This window comes from Curtobacterium sp. PhB115, assembly GCF_003752025.1.
Lineage (GTDB): Bacteria > Actinomycetota > Actinomycetes > Actinomycetales > Microbacteriaceae > Curtobacterium.
The window spans coordinates 284,543-297,732 of the sequence record NZ_RJKR01000006.1; the positions used below are offsets into that span (position 1 = coordinate 284,543).

Consider the following 13,190-nt stretch of genomic DNA (forward strand, 5'->3'; position numbering starts at 1 on the left):
GTGGGGTCAGACGCCCGCGGTGAGCCCGCGAGCGGACAGCGCGACCTGGATGCGGTCGCCGACCTCGTCGATGCCACCGAGGCCGTCGACGTCCACCACGAGACCGCGGTCGCCGTAGGCCGCCACGATCGGGGCGGTCTGCTCGGCGTAGACCTGCTGGCGACGACGGATCGTCTCCTCGTTGTCGTCGCTGCGGCCCTGCTCCTCGGCGCGCTTCAGCAGACGGCCGACGAGCTCGTCCTGGTCGGCGACGAGCTGCACGACGGCGTCGATCCCGGTGCCCTGCTCGGCGAGCAGTGCGTCGAGGTACTCGACCTGGCCGACGGTGCGGGGGTACCCGTCGAGCAGGAAGCCGTGCTCGGCGTCCGGCTCGGCGAGGCGGGACTTGACGAGTTCGTTCGTGAGCGAGTCCGGCACGTAGTCGCCGGCGTCCATGATCGCCTTGGCCTGCACGCCGAGCGGCGTTCCCTCGGTCACGTTCTTGCGGAAGATGTCACCCGTGGAGATCGCGGGGATGCCGAACGACTCGGCGATGCGACCGGCCTGGGTGCCCTTCCCCGCTCCGGGAGGTCCGACGATGATGAGACGTGCGCTCAACGGAGAAGCCCTTCGTAGTGTCGTTGCTGCAGCTGCGAGTCGATCTGCTTCACGGTCTCGAGACCGACACCCACGATGATCAGGATGCTCGCGCCACCGAACGGGAAGTTCTGGTTCGCGCCGAACAGCGCCAGTGCTGCCAGCGGGATGAGCGCGATGAGACCGAGGTAGAGCGAGCCGGGCAACGTCACCCGGGTGAGCACGTAGTCGAGGTACTCGGCGGTCGGACGCCCGGCACGGATGCCGGGGATGAAGCCGCCGTACTTCTTCATGTTGTCGGCGACCTCTTCGGGGTTGAAGGTGATCGCCACGTAGAAGTACGTGAACCCGACGATGAGCAGGAAGTACAGGACCATGTAGAACCAGTTGTCACCCGAGGTCAGGTTGTTCTGGATCCAGGTCACCCAGGCGGCCGGCTCGGAGCCGTCGGAGGGCTGGTTGAACTGCGCGACCAGGGCCGGCAGGTACAGCAGCGACGAGGCGAAGATGACGGGCACGACGCCGGCCATGTTCACCTTGATCGGGATGTAGGTGTTGTTGCCGCCGTAGGTGCGACGCCCGACCATGCGCTTGGCGTACTGGACGGGGATGCGCCGCTGTGACTGCTCGACGAACACGACGGCCATCATGATGACCAGTCCGACGAGGATCACGAACAGGAACAGCTCGAACGACTGCGACTGCTCGATCGCCCAGAGGGCCGACGGGAACTGCGCCGCGATCGACGTGAAGATGAGGAGCGACATGCCGTTGCCGATGCCGCGCTCGGTGACGAGCTCGCCCATCCACATGATGAGGCCGGTGCCGGCGGTCAGGGTGACGACCATGAGCATGATCGCGTACCAGCTGTCGTTCGAGATGATCGACGTGCAGGAGGACGAGGCGTTGGTACCGAAGAGGGCACCCGAGCGGGCGACCGTGATCAGGGTGGTGGACTGCAGCACGCCCAGCGCGATCGTGAGGTAGCGCGTGTACTGCGTCAGCTTGGCCTGACCGGACTGGCCCTCCTTGTAGAGGGTGTCGAAGTGCGGGATGACCACGCGCAGGAGCTGCACGATGATCGACGACGTGATGTACGGCATGATGCCGAGCGCGAAGACCGAGAGCTTCAGCAGCGCGCCGCCGGAGAAGAGGTTGATGAGGTCGTAGAGCCCACCGGACGACGAGGCGCTGGCGAGACAGCTCTGCACCGCCGTGTAGTCGACGAACGGTGCGGGGATGTACGACCCGAGCCGGAACAGCGCGATGATCGCGAGGGTGAAGCCGATCTTCTTGCGAAGATCAGGGGTGCGCATGATGCGCGCGACCGCTCTGAACACGAGGACTCCGAACTTCTGGGACCGGGGCCGTCGAACGCGACCGTGCCGGTGTCGGTCGGCAGGGCCGACCCGGCCGGCGGATGCCGACCACTGTCAAGGAAACCGTAACGGCGGCCCGTGCGCAAACGCACGGGCCGCCGACGGGGGTTACTGGGAGACGGTGCCGCCAGCAGCCACGATCTTCTCGGCGGCGGACGCCGAGACCTTGTCGACCGTGACCGTGATCTTCACGGAGATGTCACCCTGACCGAGAACCTTGACCTTCTCGTTCTTGCGGACGGCGCCCTTGGCGACCAGGCCCGCAACGGTGACGTCGCCACCGTCGGGGTAGAGCTCCGAGATCTTGTCCAGGTTCACGACCTGGTACTCGACCCGGAACGGGTTCTTGAACCCGCGGAGCTTCGGGGTGCGCATGTGCAGCGGCATCTGCCCACCCTCGAAGCCGACCCGGACCTGGTAACGGGCCTTCGTGCCCTTGGTACCACGTCCAGCGGTCTTGCCCTTCGAGCCCTCACCGCGACCCACACGGGTGCGGTCCTTCTTGGCGCCCTCGGCGGGGCGGAGGTGGTGCAGCTTCAGCACCTGCACGCGCTCGTTCTTCTCGTCGCTCATGCGTCGACCTCCTCGACCTTCACGAGGTGCGCCACCGTCGCGATGTACCCGCGGTTCTGGGCGTTGTCCTCACGCTCGACCGTACGGCCGATGCGCTTGAGACCCAGGCTGCGGAGCGTGTCGCGCTGGTACTGCTTCTCGCTGATAACGGACTTGATCTGCGTGATCTTCAGCGTCGCCATCACGCACCTGCCTTCTCGGTCGCGGCACGCAGAGCTGCGGCCTCGGCCTGGAGCAGACGAGCCGGGACGACCCGCTCGACGTCGAGGCCACGACGGCTCGCGACGGCGCGGGGCTCCTCGAGCTGCTTGAGGGCCTCGACGGTCGCGTGCACGATGTTGATGGTGTTCGACGAACCGAGCGACTTGCTCAGGACGTCGTGGATGCCGGCGCACTCGAGCACGGCGCGGACCGGACCACCGGCGATGACACCGGTACCGGGGCCGGCCGGACGCAGGAGGACGACGCCAGCGGCGGCTTCACCCTGCACCGGGTGCGGGATCGTGTTGCCGACGCGGGGGACGCGGAAGAAGTTCTTCTTCGCCTCTTCGACACCCTTGGAGATCGCCGTGGGGACCTCCTTGGCCTTGCCGTAGCCGACGCCCACGAGGCCGTTGCCGTCACCCACGACGACGAGCGCCGTGAAGCTGAAGCGACGACCACCCTTGACGACCTTCGACACGCGGTTGATGGTCACCACGCGCTCGAGGAACTGGCTGTCGCCACCGCGGTTGTTGCGGTCGCGGCCCTGCTGACGGTCACGCCCGCCACCACGACGGCCACGGTTGTCGGCCGAGTCGCGGTTGTTGGACGCGGAGCCCGCGGCGGTCTCGACCGGACGCTCGGCGACGGCAGGTGCCTCCGCCTCCTTGCCGGTCTTGGTGCCCTCGGCGCCCGCCTCGGTGGCCTCCGTGCTCGCCTCGGTGGCCGCAGTGGCCTCCGAGCTCGCCTCGGTGGTCTCCGTGGCCGGGGTGGCCTCGGTGGTCTCCGTGGCCGGGGTGGCCTCGGTGTTGGCGTCTTCGTTGGTGTTCGCGATGTCGCTCACAGGTTCAGCCCTCCTTCACGGGCACCGTCGGCGATCGCGGCGACGCGACCGGCGTACTTGCTGCCACCGCGGTCGAAGACCACGGCCTCGACGCCAGCCGACTTCGCGCGCTCGGCGAGGAGCTCACCGACGCGACGGGCCTTGGCGGTCTTGTCGCCGTCGAACGAGCGGAGGTCTGCCTCCATCGTCGAGGCGCTTGCGAGGGTGTGACCCTTCGCGTCGTCGATGACCTGCACGAACACGTGACGCGACGAGCGGGTGACGGCGAGACGGGGACGTGCCTCGGTGCCGGTGATCTTCTTGCGGAGACGGTTGTGACGACGCGCCTTGGCGGCCGCCTTGCTCTTGCCTCGTGTCTTGAGGAGTCCCATGATCACTTACCTGACTTTCCGGCCTTGCGGCGCACGTTCTCGCCGGCGTAACGGACACCCTTGCCCTTGTACGGCTCGGGCTTCCGGAGCTTCCGGATGTTCGCCGCCACTTCGCCGACTGCCTGCTTGTCGATGCCGGCGACCGTGACCTTGTTGTTGCCCTCGACCGCGAAGCTGATGCCCGCGGGCGGCTCGACCGTGATCGAGTGGGAGTACCCGAGCGCGAACTCGAGGTTGGCACCCTTGGCCGCGACACGGTAACCGGTGCCGACGACCTCGAGCCCTTTGGTGTAGCCCTGGGTCACGCCGATGATGTTGTTGGCGATGAGGGTACGGGTCAGGCCGTGGAGCGAACGCGACTCGCGCTCGTCGTCCGGACGGGTGACGAGGACCTGGTTCTCCTCGACCTTGGCCTGGATGGGCTCCGCGATGACGAGCGCGAGCTCGCCCTTCGGGCCCTTGACCGCCACGTTCTGACCGTCAACGGAGACGGTGACGCCGGCGGGGATGTCGATGGGAAGACGTCCGATTCGTGACATTCTCGATCACCACACGTAGGCGAGGACTTCCCCACCCACGCCCTTCTGCTCGGCTTCGCGGTCGGTCAGGAGGCCCGACGAGGTCGAGAGGATCGCCACACCGAGGCCACCGAGGACCTGGGGGATCTCCGTCGACTTCGCGTAGACCCGGAGGCCCGGCTTCGAGACGCGCTTGATGCCGGCGATCGAACGCTCGCGCTCGGGGCCGTACTTCAGGTCGATGGTGAGGGTCTGCCCGACGCGGGCGTCCTCCACCTTCCACTCGCTGATGTAGCCCTCACGCTTGAGGATGTCGGCGATGTTCTTCTTGAGCTTGGAGCTGGGGAGCGCGACGGCGTCGTGGTGCGCGGAGTTCGCGTTCCGCAATCTGGTCAGCATGTCTGCGACCGGATCGGTCATCGTCATGGTGTTCGTCCATTTCTCGCCTGGTTTCGACACCCGTTCCACGAATGCCGACCTGAGCGATCGAGTGATCCCGGAGCGGTTCCCCGAGATCGGTGTGTTCGTGCGTGCGGGCCGGAGGACGTTCATCCTCCGGCCCGCACTACCCGAAGTAGTTTAGACCGTCTGCTCGTTCGAGCGGAACGGGAAGCCGAGCTGGCGGAGCAGCGCGCGTCCCTCGTCGTCCGTCTTCGCGGTGGTCACGACAGTGATGTCGAAGCCGCGGACACGGTCGATGCGGTCCTGGTCGATCTCGTGGAACACGGACTGCTCCGTGAGACCGAACGTGTAGTTGCCGTTCCCGTCGAACTGCTTGTCGCTGAGACCGCGGAAGTCGCGGATGCGGGGCAGTGCGAGGGAGATCAGGCGGTCGAGGAACTCCCAGGCGCGGTCACCACGGAGGGTGACGTGCGCACCGATCGCCTGACCCTCGCGCAGCTTGAACTGCGCGATGGACTTGCGGGCGATGTTGACCTGGGGCTTCTGACCCGTGATCGCCGTGAGGTCCTTGATGGCCCCCTCGATGATCTTCGAGTCGCGAGCGGCCTCGCCGACACCGGTGTTCACGACGACCTTGACCAGGCCGGGGACCTGGTTGACGTTCGCGTAGCCGAACTGCTCGGTGAGCGTGGCCTTGATCTCGTCCTTGTACTTCTGCTTGAGGCGCGGCTGGATCTTGCCAGCGGGCGCGGCAGTCGTGTCAGTCATCAGAGCTTCTCACCAGACTTCTTGGCGTAGCGGACCCGGACGGTCTTCTTGACGCCGTCCTTCTCCACCTCTTCGGTACGGAAACCGACACGGGTCGGCTTCTTCGTCTTCGGGTCGACGATGGCGACGTTCGACACGTGGATCGAGGCCTCGTGCTTCTCGATGCCACCGGTCTTCGAGCCGCGCTGCGTCTGGCCGACGCGGACGTGCTTCGTGACGAAGTTCACGCCCTCGACGACGACGCGCTGCTTGTCCTTGAGGACCTCGATGACCTTGCCCTGCTTGCCACGGTCGCCGCCACGCTCCTGCGTCGCGCCCGTGATGACCTGGACGAGGTCACCCTTCTTGATGTTCGCCATGGCTTACAGCACCTCCGGCGCGAGCGAGATGATCTTCATGAACTTCTTGTCACGGAGCTCGCGACCGACCGGACCGAAGATGCGCGTACCGCGCGGGTCGCCGTCGGCCTTGAGGATCACTGCCGCGTTCTCGTCGAACTTGATGTAGGAGCCGTCCTGACGACGGGTCTCCTTCTTGGTGCGAACGATGACCGCCTTGACGACGTCACCCTTCTTCACGTTGCCGCCGGGGATGGCGTCCTTCACCGTGGCGACGATGACGTCACCCAGACCGGCGTAGCGACGACCCGAACCACCGAGCACGCGGATGGTCAAGATCTCCTTGGCACCCGTGTTGTCGGCGATCTTCAGGCGGGATTCCTGCTGAATCACTGCTGTCTCCTATTCCGAAGCAGGCCGAGGCCTACTTGGCCTTCTCGAGGATCTCGACCAGGCGCCAGCGCTTGGAGGCGCTGAGGGGACGGGTCTCGCTGATCACGACGAGGTCACCGACACCGGCGGAGCCGAGCTCGTCGTGGGCCTTCACCTTGGACGTGCGACGGATGATCTTGCCGTAGAGCGCGTGCTTCACGCGGTCCTCGACCTCGACCACGATGGTCTTGTCCATCTTGTCGCTCGTCACGTAGCCGCGACGCGTCTTGCGGTAGCCGCGAGTGAGGGCGGCGGAGGTCTTCTCTTCGTTCGCCATTACTTCTCCTCGGCGGTCTCGGCCTCGGTCGACTCAGCCGGCTTGTCAGCCTTCTTCGTCGTCTTCTTGGCCTTGGGGGCGGTCTCGACGGGCGCGGGAGTGGCACGGATGCCGAGCTCGCGCTCGCGGAGGACGGTGTAGATGCGGGCGATGTCGCGCTTGACGGCACGGAGACGACCGTGGCTCTCCAGCTGGCCGGTGGCCGACTGGAAGCGGAGGTTGAAGAGTTCCTCCTTGGCCTTCTTCAGCTCGTCAGCGAGACGCTCGTTCTCGAACGTGTCGAGCTCCGTCGGACGGAGCTCCTTGGAACCGATCGCCATTATGCGTCGCCCTCCTCGCGCTTGATGATGCGTGCCTTGAGGGGCAGCTTGTGGATTGCACGAGTCAACGCCTCGCGGGCGATCTCCTCGCTGACGCCGGAGAGCTCGAAGAGCACCCGGCCCGGCTTCACGTTCGCGACCCACCACTCGGGCGAACCCTTACCGGAACCCATGCGGGTCTCGGCGGGCTTCTTGGTCAGCGGACGGTCCGGGTAGATGTTGATCCAGACCTTGCCACCACGCTTGATGTGACGCGTCATGGCGATACGAGCGGACTCGATCTGACGGTTGGTCACGTACGCCGGGGTGAGGGCCTGGATGCCGTAGTCGCCGAAGCTGACCTTGGTACCACCGGTTGCCTGACCCGAACGCTTCGGGTGGTGCTGCTTACGGTGCTTGACTCGACGGGGAATAAGCATGGTTACGCCTCAACTCCTGCGCCGGCCGGCGCGTCCTGCGGGGCCTGCTGCGGGCGACGGTCACCGCGGTCGCCGCCACGACGGTCGCCGCCACGGTCGCCGCGCTCACCACGCGGGCCGCCACGACGCTCCGGACGCGACGAACGCTGGTTCGCCTGCTCGCGAGCGAGCTCCTTGTTCGTGATGTCGCCCTTGTAGATCCAGACCTTCACGCCGATGCGGCCGAACGTGGTCCGGGCCTCGTAGAAGCCGTAGTCGATGTTCGCGCGGAGCGTGTGCAGCGGCACACGACCCTCGCGGTAGAACTCCGAACGCGACATCTCTGCGCCGCCGAGACGGCCGGACACCTGGATGCGGACACCCTTGGCGCCGGCGCGCTGTGCACCCTGCAGGCCCTTGCGCATGGCGCGACGGAACGCGACACGAGCGGAGAGCTGCTCGGCGATGCCCTGCGCGACGAGCTGGGCCTCGGTCTCGGGGTTCTTGACCTCGAGGATGTTCAGCTGGATCTGCTTCTTGGTGAGCTTCTCGAGCTCACCGCGAACGCGCTCCGCCTCGGCGCCGCGGCGACCGATGACGATGCCCGGACGCGCCGTGTGGATGTCCACGCGGACACGGTCACGGGTGCGCTCGAGCTCGATGCGGGCGACACCGGCACGGTCGAGGGTCTTCTTCAGGTACTCGCGCACCTTGATGTCCTCGGCCACGTAGTCGGCGTAACGCTGACCGGCCTTCTTGCTGTCGGTGAACCAGTGCGAGACGTGGTCCGTCGTGATCCCGAGACGGAAGCCGTACGGGTTGACCTTCTGGCCCATTAGTTGCTCGCCTTCTTGCTCGTCGCGGCAGCCTCGGCCTCTTCCGGCGTCGCGAGGACGACCGTGATGTGGCTGGTGCGCTTGTTGATGCGGAAGGCGCGGCCCTGGGCGCGCGGCTGGAACCGCTTCAGGGTCGTGCCCTCGTCGACGAAGACGCGGCTCACGTAGAGGTCGCGCTCGTCGAGGAAGCTGTTCGTCGAGTCCGCCTTCACCCGGGCGTTCGCGATCGCCGAGGCGACCAGCTTGTACACGGGCTCCGAAGCGCCCTGGGGGGCGAACTTCAGGATGGCGAGCGCCTCGTGGGCCTGCTTGCCGCGGATCAGCTCGATGACGCGACGGGCCTTCTGAGGCGTGACGCGGATGTGTCGCACGCGTGCGATCGACTCCACCATTTCGTTCCTCCTCTGCGTCCCCGCGTTAGCGGCGACGGCCCTTCTTGTCGTCCTTCACGTGACCACGGAAGGTGCGGGTCGGCGCGAACTCGCCGAGCTTGTGACCGACCATCGACTCGGTGACGAACACCGGGATGTGCTTCCGGCCGTCGTGCACCGCGATGGTGTGACCGAGCATGTTCGGGACGATCATCGACCGTCGCGACCAGGTGCGGATCACGTTCTTGGTGTTGGCCTCGTTCTGCGTGACGACCTTGCGGAGCAGGTGCTCGTCGACGAAGGGGCCCTTCTTCAGACTGCGTGGCATCTTCTGAACTCCTACTTGCGCTTCTTGCCGGCGTTACGGCGACGGACGATGAGCTTGTCGCTCGGCTTGTTCGGCTTGCGCGTCCGGCCTTCGGCCTGACCCCACGGGCTGACCGGGTGACGTCCACCGGAGGTCTTGCCCTCACCACCACCGTGCGGGTGGTCGACCGGGTTCATCGCGACACCACGGACGGTCGGGCGGACGCCCTTCCAGCGCATGCGGCCGGCCTTGCCCCAGTTGATGTTCGACTGCTCGGCGTTGCCGACCTCGCCGATCGTGGCGCGGCAGCGGGCGTCGACGTTGCGGACCTCGCCCGACGGCAGACGGAGCTGCGCGTAGGGGCCGTCCTTGGCGACGAGACGCACCGAGGCGCCGGCCGAGCGGGCCATCTTCGCGCCGCCACCGGGGCGGAGCTCGATGGCGTGCACGACGGTACCCACGGGGATGTTGCGCAGCGGCAGGTTGTTACCGGGCTTGATGTCGGCGCCGGGGCCCTGCTCGATGACGTCGCCCTGCTTGAGCTTGTTCGGCGCGATGATGTACCGCTTCGTGCCGTCCACGTAGTGCAGGAGCGCGATGCGCGCGGTGCGGTTCGGGTCGTACTCGATGTGTGCGACCTTGGCGTCCACGCCGTCCTTGTCGGACCGACGGAAGTCGATCACGCGGTACTGGCGCTTGTGGCCACCACCGATGTGACGCGTGGTGATGCGGCCGGAGCTGTTGCGACCACCGGTCTTCGGCAGCGGACGAAGCAGGGACTTCTCCGGAGTCGAACGGGTGATCTCAGCGAAGTCGGCGACCGACGAGCCGCGACGACCGGGGGTCGTCGGCTTGTAGTTACGAATAGCCATGATTTATCCCTCTGGTCCTCAGCCGACAGCCGTGAAGATGTCGATCGAACCGGACTTGAGCGTCACGATGGCGCGCTTGGTGTCCTTGCGCTTGCCGAGACCGAACTTGGTGCGACGGGTCTTGCCCGGGCGGTTCAGCGTGTTGATGCTCGCGACCTTGACCTCGAAGATCTTCTCGATGGCGAGCTTGATCTCGGTCTTGTTCGAGCGGGGGTCCACGATGAACGTGTACTTGCCCTGGTCGATGAGCGCGTAGCTCTTCTCCGAGACGACCGGCGAGATGATGACGTCGCGCGGGTCCTTGTTGAAGCCGCTCATGCGGTGATCTCCTTCGCGGTCTTCGACGCGATGAAGGCGTCGAGGGCGCTCTTGCTGAAGACGACGGCGTCCGACTTGAGGACGTCGTAGGCGTTCAGCTGGCCGTACGAGAGCGCGTGGACGTTCGGCAGGTTGCGGATCGACTTGAGCGTCAGCTCGTCGTTCGACTCGAGCACGATCAGCACGTGCTTGACGGGCGCGACCTTCTCGAGGAGCGTGCGAGCGACCTTGGTCGACGGCACGTCGGCCTCGACGAAGCCGTCGACAGCCGAGATGCGGCCACCGCGGGCGCGGTCCGAGAGCGAGCCGAGCAGAGCAGCGGCGATCATCTTCTTGGGGGTGCGCTGCGAGTAGTCGCGGGGGGTCGGTCCGTGGACGACGCCACCACCGGTGTGCTCGGGAGCACGGACGGAACCCTGACGGGCGCGGCCGGTGCCCTTCTGCTTGAACGGCTTGCGACCGGCACCGCGGACTTCGCCGCGGTTCTTGGTCTTGTGGGTGCCCTGACGCGCGGCTGCGAGCTGCGCGGTGACGACCTGGTGGATCAGCGGGACGTTGGTCTCGACGTCGAAGAGAGCTGCGGGCAGCTCGACGGTGCCGGACTTGACACCCGATGCGTCGAGGACGTCGATCGTGGTTGCGGTCGTGGTGGCCATGATCACTTACCCTTCACGGCGGTGCGGACGAAGACGGAGCGGCCACGAGCACCGGGGACGGCGCCCTTGACGAGCAGCAGACCCTTCTCGGCGTCGACGGCGTGCACCGTGAGGTTGAGGACGGTCACACGGTCGCCACCCATACGACCGGCCATGCGCATGCCCTTGAAGACGCGCGACGGGGTCGAGGAAGCACCGATCGAGCCGGGCTTGCGGTGGTTGCGGTGTGCACCGTGCGAGGCGCCGACGCCGTGGAAGCCGTGGCGCTTCATGACACCGGCGAAGCCCTTGCCCTTGGAGGTACCGACGACGTCGACCTTCTGGCCCGCCGTGAACGTGCCGTCCACGGTGAGCTCCTGGCCGAGCGTGTACTCAGCGGAGTCGTTGGTCCGGATCTCGGTGAGGGTGCGACGCGGGGTCACGCCAGCGGCCTCGAAGTGGCCGGCGGCCGGCTTGTTGACCTTGCGCGGGTCGATGGCACCGGCGGCGATCTGGATCGCCTCGTAGCCGTCGCGCTCAGCGTTGCGGATCTGGGTGACCACGTTCGGGCCGACCTCGATCACGGTGACGGGGATGAACTTGTTGTTCTCGTCCCACACCTGGGTCATCCCGAGCTTCTTGCCGAGGAGGCCCTTGACGGTCTTGGTTGAGTTCGCCATTGGTCAGCCCCCTTACAGCTTGATCTCGATGTTGACGTCTGCCGGCAGGTCGAGTCGCATGAGCGAGTCAACGGCCTTCGGCGTCGGGTCGACGATGTCGATGACCCGCTTGTGCGTGCGCTTCTCGAAGTGCTCGCGCGAGTCCTTGTACTTGTGAGGGGAACGGATCACAGCGATCACGTTCTTCTCGGTGGGGAGCGGCACCGGGCCGACCACGGTTGCACCGGCACGGGTCACCGTGTCGACGATCTTCCGGGCCGACGTGTCGATGACCTCGTGGTCATACGACTTGAGCCGGATGCGGATCTTCTGTCCCGCCATGTGTCTCTTGTCCTCTCTCTGCGCCGCGCACCCGCAGGCCGCCTGACGCCGCTCGGCTCCGCATTGCTGCAGACCGTGCTGTTTTCCTGAACCAACCGGCCGCATCCGCTGGGGATGACCGCTGTTCACCTGTCAACCGCGCGGGCGACCTGGGCCGTCCAGCGTGGGCAATCGACTTCCTCGTACTCTGGGCGCAGCCGTACTGCACTGCGTCCGTCGTGAACTCGGGGAGTCGCGTTCTGCTGCCTGCGGCCCAACCCAGCCCTGCTGAACAAGGGGGTTGTGCACTGCCAGAGCAGTGATCCTGTGGGCATGCACCCACGGGGAATTCGGAACCGGACAAGTCTCGCATAGCCTCGCCCCACGTGCAACCCGGGCGTGTCGCGAAATGCCGGGCGTGTCGGGCCCGGCTCACTTCCCCGGATCCGCGCGGATCGGACGGCCCGGAGGCACGGGTCGGCCCCGCAGCGCGAAGCGCCCTCCGGACGTGGTCCGGAGGGCGCTTCGGGAGGTCTGCGGACCGGGTCCGGAGAGCGCTCCTGCTGGACTACTCGGCTGCCACCGGCGGCACGAACCAGGGCGGGAAGACCGCGACCCGGGGAGCGTGCCCACCGTGGTCGGCGAGGACGGCACGGACCGTCTGGCGGGCCCTGTCGTTCGGGACACCGATCACCGCGACGGAGGTGAACGGCACGCTCGGCCCGGCCAGGAGCTCGAGGCCCTGCATCTCCGGGTCGCTGAAGTCCGTCCGACGGATCAGGTTCGTCCCGGCGTCGGGGCCCACGGCGAACCGGACGTCGTCGGCGTCCGCGTCCTGGTCGGCGACGATGACCGAGGCACCGAAGGCCGAGACCGGGACGACGAGCACGATGTAGTCGATCGCACGGGTGCGCCGGGCCGCGTCGGACCAGCGCTCACCCTCGGCGCCGCTGCGGAGCTCGTCCCAGCGGGTGGCGTCGGGCGACAGCGTGAACGGCACGTGCGAGGCGATCGAGGAGCCGTCGGGCGCCTCGGCCTCGGTCCGGGCCGCGCGGGTCTCCGGGGAGCTGACGTCCACGGAGGGCTCGGCCTGGTCCGCCGCGAGGATCGCACCGGACCCGACGATGCCGTCGAGGTTGTCGATGTGGGTCACGTGGTGGGCGCGGAGGCTGGCGAACACGCGCGCCTCCGGCAGGTCGGCCGCCGGCGACCGGAGCGAGGTCGGCGATCGGAGCGACGTCCCGGGGCCGGAGGCCGGTGGGTCGACGCGGAGGTTGGTGGTGATGCGGGTCCGCCGTGGCGCAGGAGCAGCCGGGATCGCCGACTCCTCACGCACGCGTGGCGCGCAGATGTCGCAGAGCTCGGTGGGGAAACCGTGGATGCACTCGTCAGTCACGACTGTTGTGGGTCCTTCCGTGCCGTGTGGGGTGGTCCGGCACGTCGACCAACGCTACGTCATCCGGACGACCACCGG

The 13,190-nt window shown here is 67.0% G+C and carries 23 protein-coding genes; all 23 read right to left on the reverse strand.

All coding sequences use genetic code 11. The features are described from left to right. Positions 1 to 6: 6 nt before the first annotated feature. The 23 genes from EDF19_RS06825 to EDF19_RS06935 all read right to left on the reverse strand — a co-directional run bounded on the left by EDF19_RS06825 (position 7) and on the right by EDF19_RS06935 (position 13,112). Positions 7 to 597: an adenylate kinase gene (locus EDF19_RS06825; RefSeq protein ID WP_123680179.1), complete on the reverse strand. Its 591-nt coding sequence runs from the start codon at positions 595 to 597 to the stop codon at positions 7 to 9. Beyond that, a complete protein-coding gene (gene secY, locus EDF19_RS06830; RefSeq protein ID WP_123680180.1) occupies positions 594 to 1,916 on the reverse strand; it encodes a preprotein translocase subunit SecY in 1,323 nt (440 codons plus the stop codon). Before secY ends, EDF19_RS06825 begins: the two co-directional genes overlap by 4 nt. A 147-nt stretch (positions 1,917 to 2,063) precedes the next feature. Then, positions 2,064 to 2,528: a 50S ribosomal protein L15 gene (gene rplO / locus EDF19_RS06835; protein WP_071259834.1), complete on the reverse strand. Its 465-nt coding sequence runs from the start codon at positions 2,526 to 2,528 to the stop codon at positions 2,064 to 2,066. Next, entirely contained in the window at positions 2,525 to 2,710 is a 186-nt protein-coding gene (rpmD, locus tag EDF19_RS06840; protein WP_173168934.1) for a 50S ribosomal protein L30, read from the reverse strand. Before rpmD ends, rplO begins: the two co-directional genes overlap by 4 nt. Beyond that, complete coding sequence (gene rpsE, locus EDF19_RS06845; protein WP_123680181.1) at positions 2,710 to 3,573, reverse strand: 30S ribosomal protein S5; 864 nt, start codon at positions 3,571 to 3,573, stop codon at positions 2,710 to 2,712. The genes rpmD and rpsE overlap by 1 nt, the downstream gene beginning before the upstream one ends. After that, positions 3,570 to 3,944, reverse strand: a complete 375-nt coding sequence (gene rplR / locus EDF19_RS06850) for a 50S ribosomal protein L18 (protein ID WP_031259041.1) — start codon at positions 3,942 to 3,944, stop codon at positions 3,570 to 3,572. The genes rpsE and rplR overlap by 4 nt, the downstream gene beginning before the upstream one ends. A gap of 2 nt (positions 3,945 to 3,946) precedes the next feature. Beyond that, a complete protein-coding gene (rplF, locus tag EDF19_RS06855) occupies positions 3,947 to 4,483 on the reverse strand; it encodes a 50S ribosomal protein L6 (RefSeq protein WP_123680182.1) in 537 nt (178 codons plus the stop codon). A gap of 6 nt (positions 4,484 to 4,489) precedes the next feature. After that, positions 4,490 to 4,888, reverse strand: coding sequence for a 30S ribosomal protein S8 (rpsH, locus tag EDF19_RS06860; protein WP_017885519.1), 399 nt, complete (start codon positions 4,886 to 4,888; stop codon positions 4,490 to 4,492). Positions 4,889 to 5,041: 153 nt separating this feature from the next. Next, the gene (rplE, locus tag EDF19_RS06865; protein ID WP_123680183.1) at positions 5,042 to 5,632 is read right to left on the reverse strand and encodes a 50S ribosomal protein L5; all 591 of its coding nucleotides are present in this window, start codon (positions 5,630 to 5,632) and stop codon (positions 5,042 to 5,044) included. Next, complete coding sequence (gene rplX, locus EDF19_RS06870; RefSeq protein ID WP_123680184.1) at positions 5,632 to 5,991, reverse strand: 50S ribosomal protein L24; 360 nt, start codon at positions 5,989 to 5,991, stop codon at positions 5,632 to 5,634. The genes rplE and rplX overlap by 1 nt, the downstream gene beginning before the upstream one ends. A 3-nt stretch (positions 5,992 to 5,994) precedes the next feature. Then, positions 5,995 to 6,363, reverse strand: coding sequence for a 50S ribosomal protein L14 (gene rplN, locus EDF19_RS06875; RefSeq protein WP_111083462.1), 369 nt, complete (start codon positions 6,361 to 6,363; stop codon positions 5,995 to 5,997). A gap of 31 nt (positions 6,364 to 6,394) precedes the next feature. Then, a complete protein-coding gene (gene rpsQ / locus EDF19_RS06880; protein ID WP_123680185.1) occupies positions 6,395 to 6,679 on the reverse strand; it encodes a 30S ribosomal protein S17 in 285 nt (94 codons plus the stop codon). Then, positions 6,679 to 6,999 (reverse strand): 50S ribosomal protein L29, encoded by a 321-nt coding sequence (gene rpmC / locus EDF19_RS06885; RefSeq protein WP_017885525.1) that lies wholly within the window; start codon positions 6,997 to 6,999, stop codon positions 6,679 to 6,681. The genes rpsQ and rpmC overlap by 1 nt, the downstream gene beginning before the upstream one ends. Further along, a complete protein-coding gene (gene rplP / locus EDF19_RS06890) occupies positions 6,999 to 7,418 on the reverse strand; it encodes a 50S ribosomal protein L16 (protein ID WP_017885526.1) in 420 nt (139 codons plus the stop codon). Before rplP ends, rpmC begins: the two co-directional genes overlap by 1 nt. Before the next feature lie 2 nt (positions 7,419 to 7,420). Then, positions 7,421 to 8,233 carry a 30S ribosomal protein S3 gene (gene rpsC, locus EDF19_RS06895; RefSeq protein ID WP_017885527.1) on the reverse strand — a complete coding sequence of 271 codons (813 nt, stop codon included), beginning with the start codon at positions 8,231 to 8,233 and terminating at the stop codon, positions 7,421 to 7,423. Then, positions 8,233 to 8,625, reverse strand: a complete 393-nt coding sequence (gene rplV, locus EDF19_RS06900) for a 50S ribosomal protein L22 (RefSeq protein WP_111083466.1) — start codon at positions 8,623 to 8,625, stop codon at positions 8,233 to 8,235. The genes rpsC and rplV overlap by 1 nt, the downstream gene beginning before the upstream one ends. Before the next feature lie 25 nt (positions 8,626 to 8,650). After that, positions 8,651 to 8,932, reverse strand: a complete 282-nt coding sequence (rpsS, locus tag EDF19_RS06905) for a 30S ribosomal protein S19 (protein ID WP_017885529.1) — start codon at positions 8,930 to 8,932, stop codon at positions 8,651 to 8,653. Positions 8,933 to 8,943: 11 nt separating this feature from the next. Further along, a complete protein-coding gene (gene rplB, locus EDF19_RS06910; protein ID WP_111083467.1) occupies positions 8,944 to 9,783 on the reverse strand; it encodes a 50S ribosomal protein L2 in 840 nt (279 codons plus the stop codon). A gap of 18 nt (positions 9,784 to 9,801) precedes the next feature. Further along, on the reverse strand, positions 9,802 to 10,101 hold the full coding sequence (gene rplW / locus EDF19_RS06915; RefSeq protein ID WP_111083468.1) for a 50S ribosomal protein L23: 300 nt from the start codon (positions 10,099 to 10,101) through the stop codon (positions 9,802 to 9,804). After that, a complete protein-coding gene (gene rplD, locus EDF19_RS06920) occupies positions 10,098 to 10,757 on the reverse strand; it encodes a 50S ribosomal protein L4 (RefSeq protein ID WP_111083469.1) in 660 nt (219 codons plus the stop codon). Before rplD ends, rplW begins: the two co-directional genes overlap by 4 nt. Positions 10,758 to 10,759: 2 nt before the next feature. After that, positions 10,760 to 11,416, reverse strand: coding sequence for a 50S ribosomal protein L3 (gene rplC, locus EDF19_RS06925; protein WP_027466731.1), 657 nt, complete (start codon positions 11,414 to 11,416; stop codon positions 10,760 to 10,762). A gap of 12 nt (positions 11,417 to 11,428) precedes the next feature. Then, positions 11,429 to 11,737, reverse strand: a complete 309-nt coding sequence (gene rpsJ, locus EDF19_RS06930; protein WP_017885534.1) for a 30S ribosomal protein S10 — start codon at positions 11,735 to 11,737, stop codon at positions 11,429 to 11,431. A gap of 547 nt (positions 11,738 to 12,284) precedes the next feature. After that, positions 12,285 to 13,112 (reverse strand): DarT ssDNA thymidine ADP-ribosyltransferase family protein, encoded by an 828-nt coding sequence (locus tag EDF19_RS06935; protein ID WP_123680186.1) that lies wholly within the window; start codon positions 13,110 to 13,112, stop codon positions 12,285 to 12,287. Between the last annotated feature and the right edge of the window lie 78 nt (positions 13,113 to 13,190).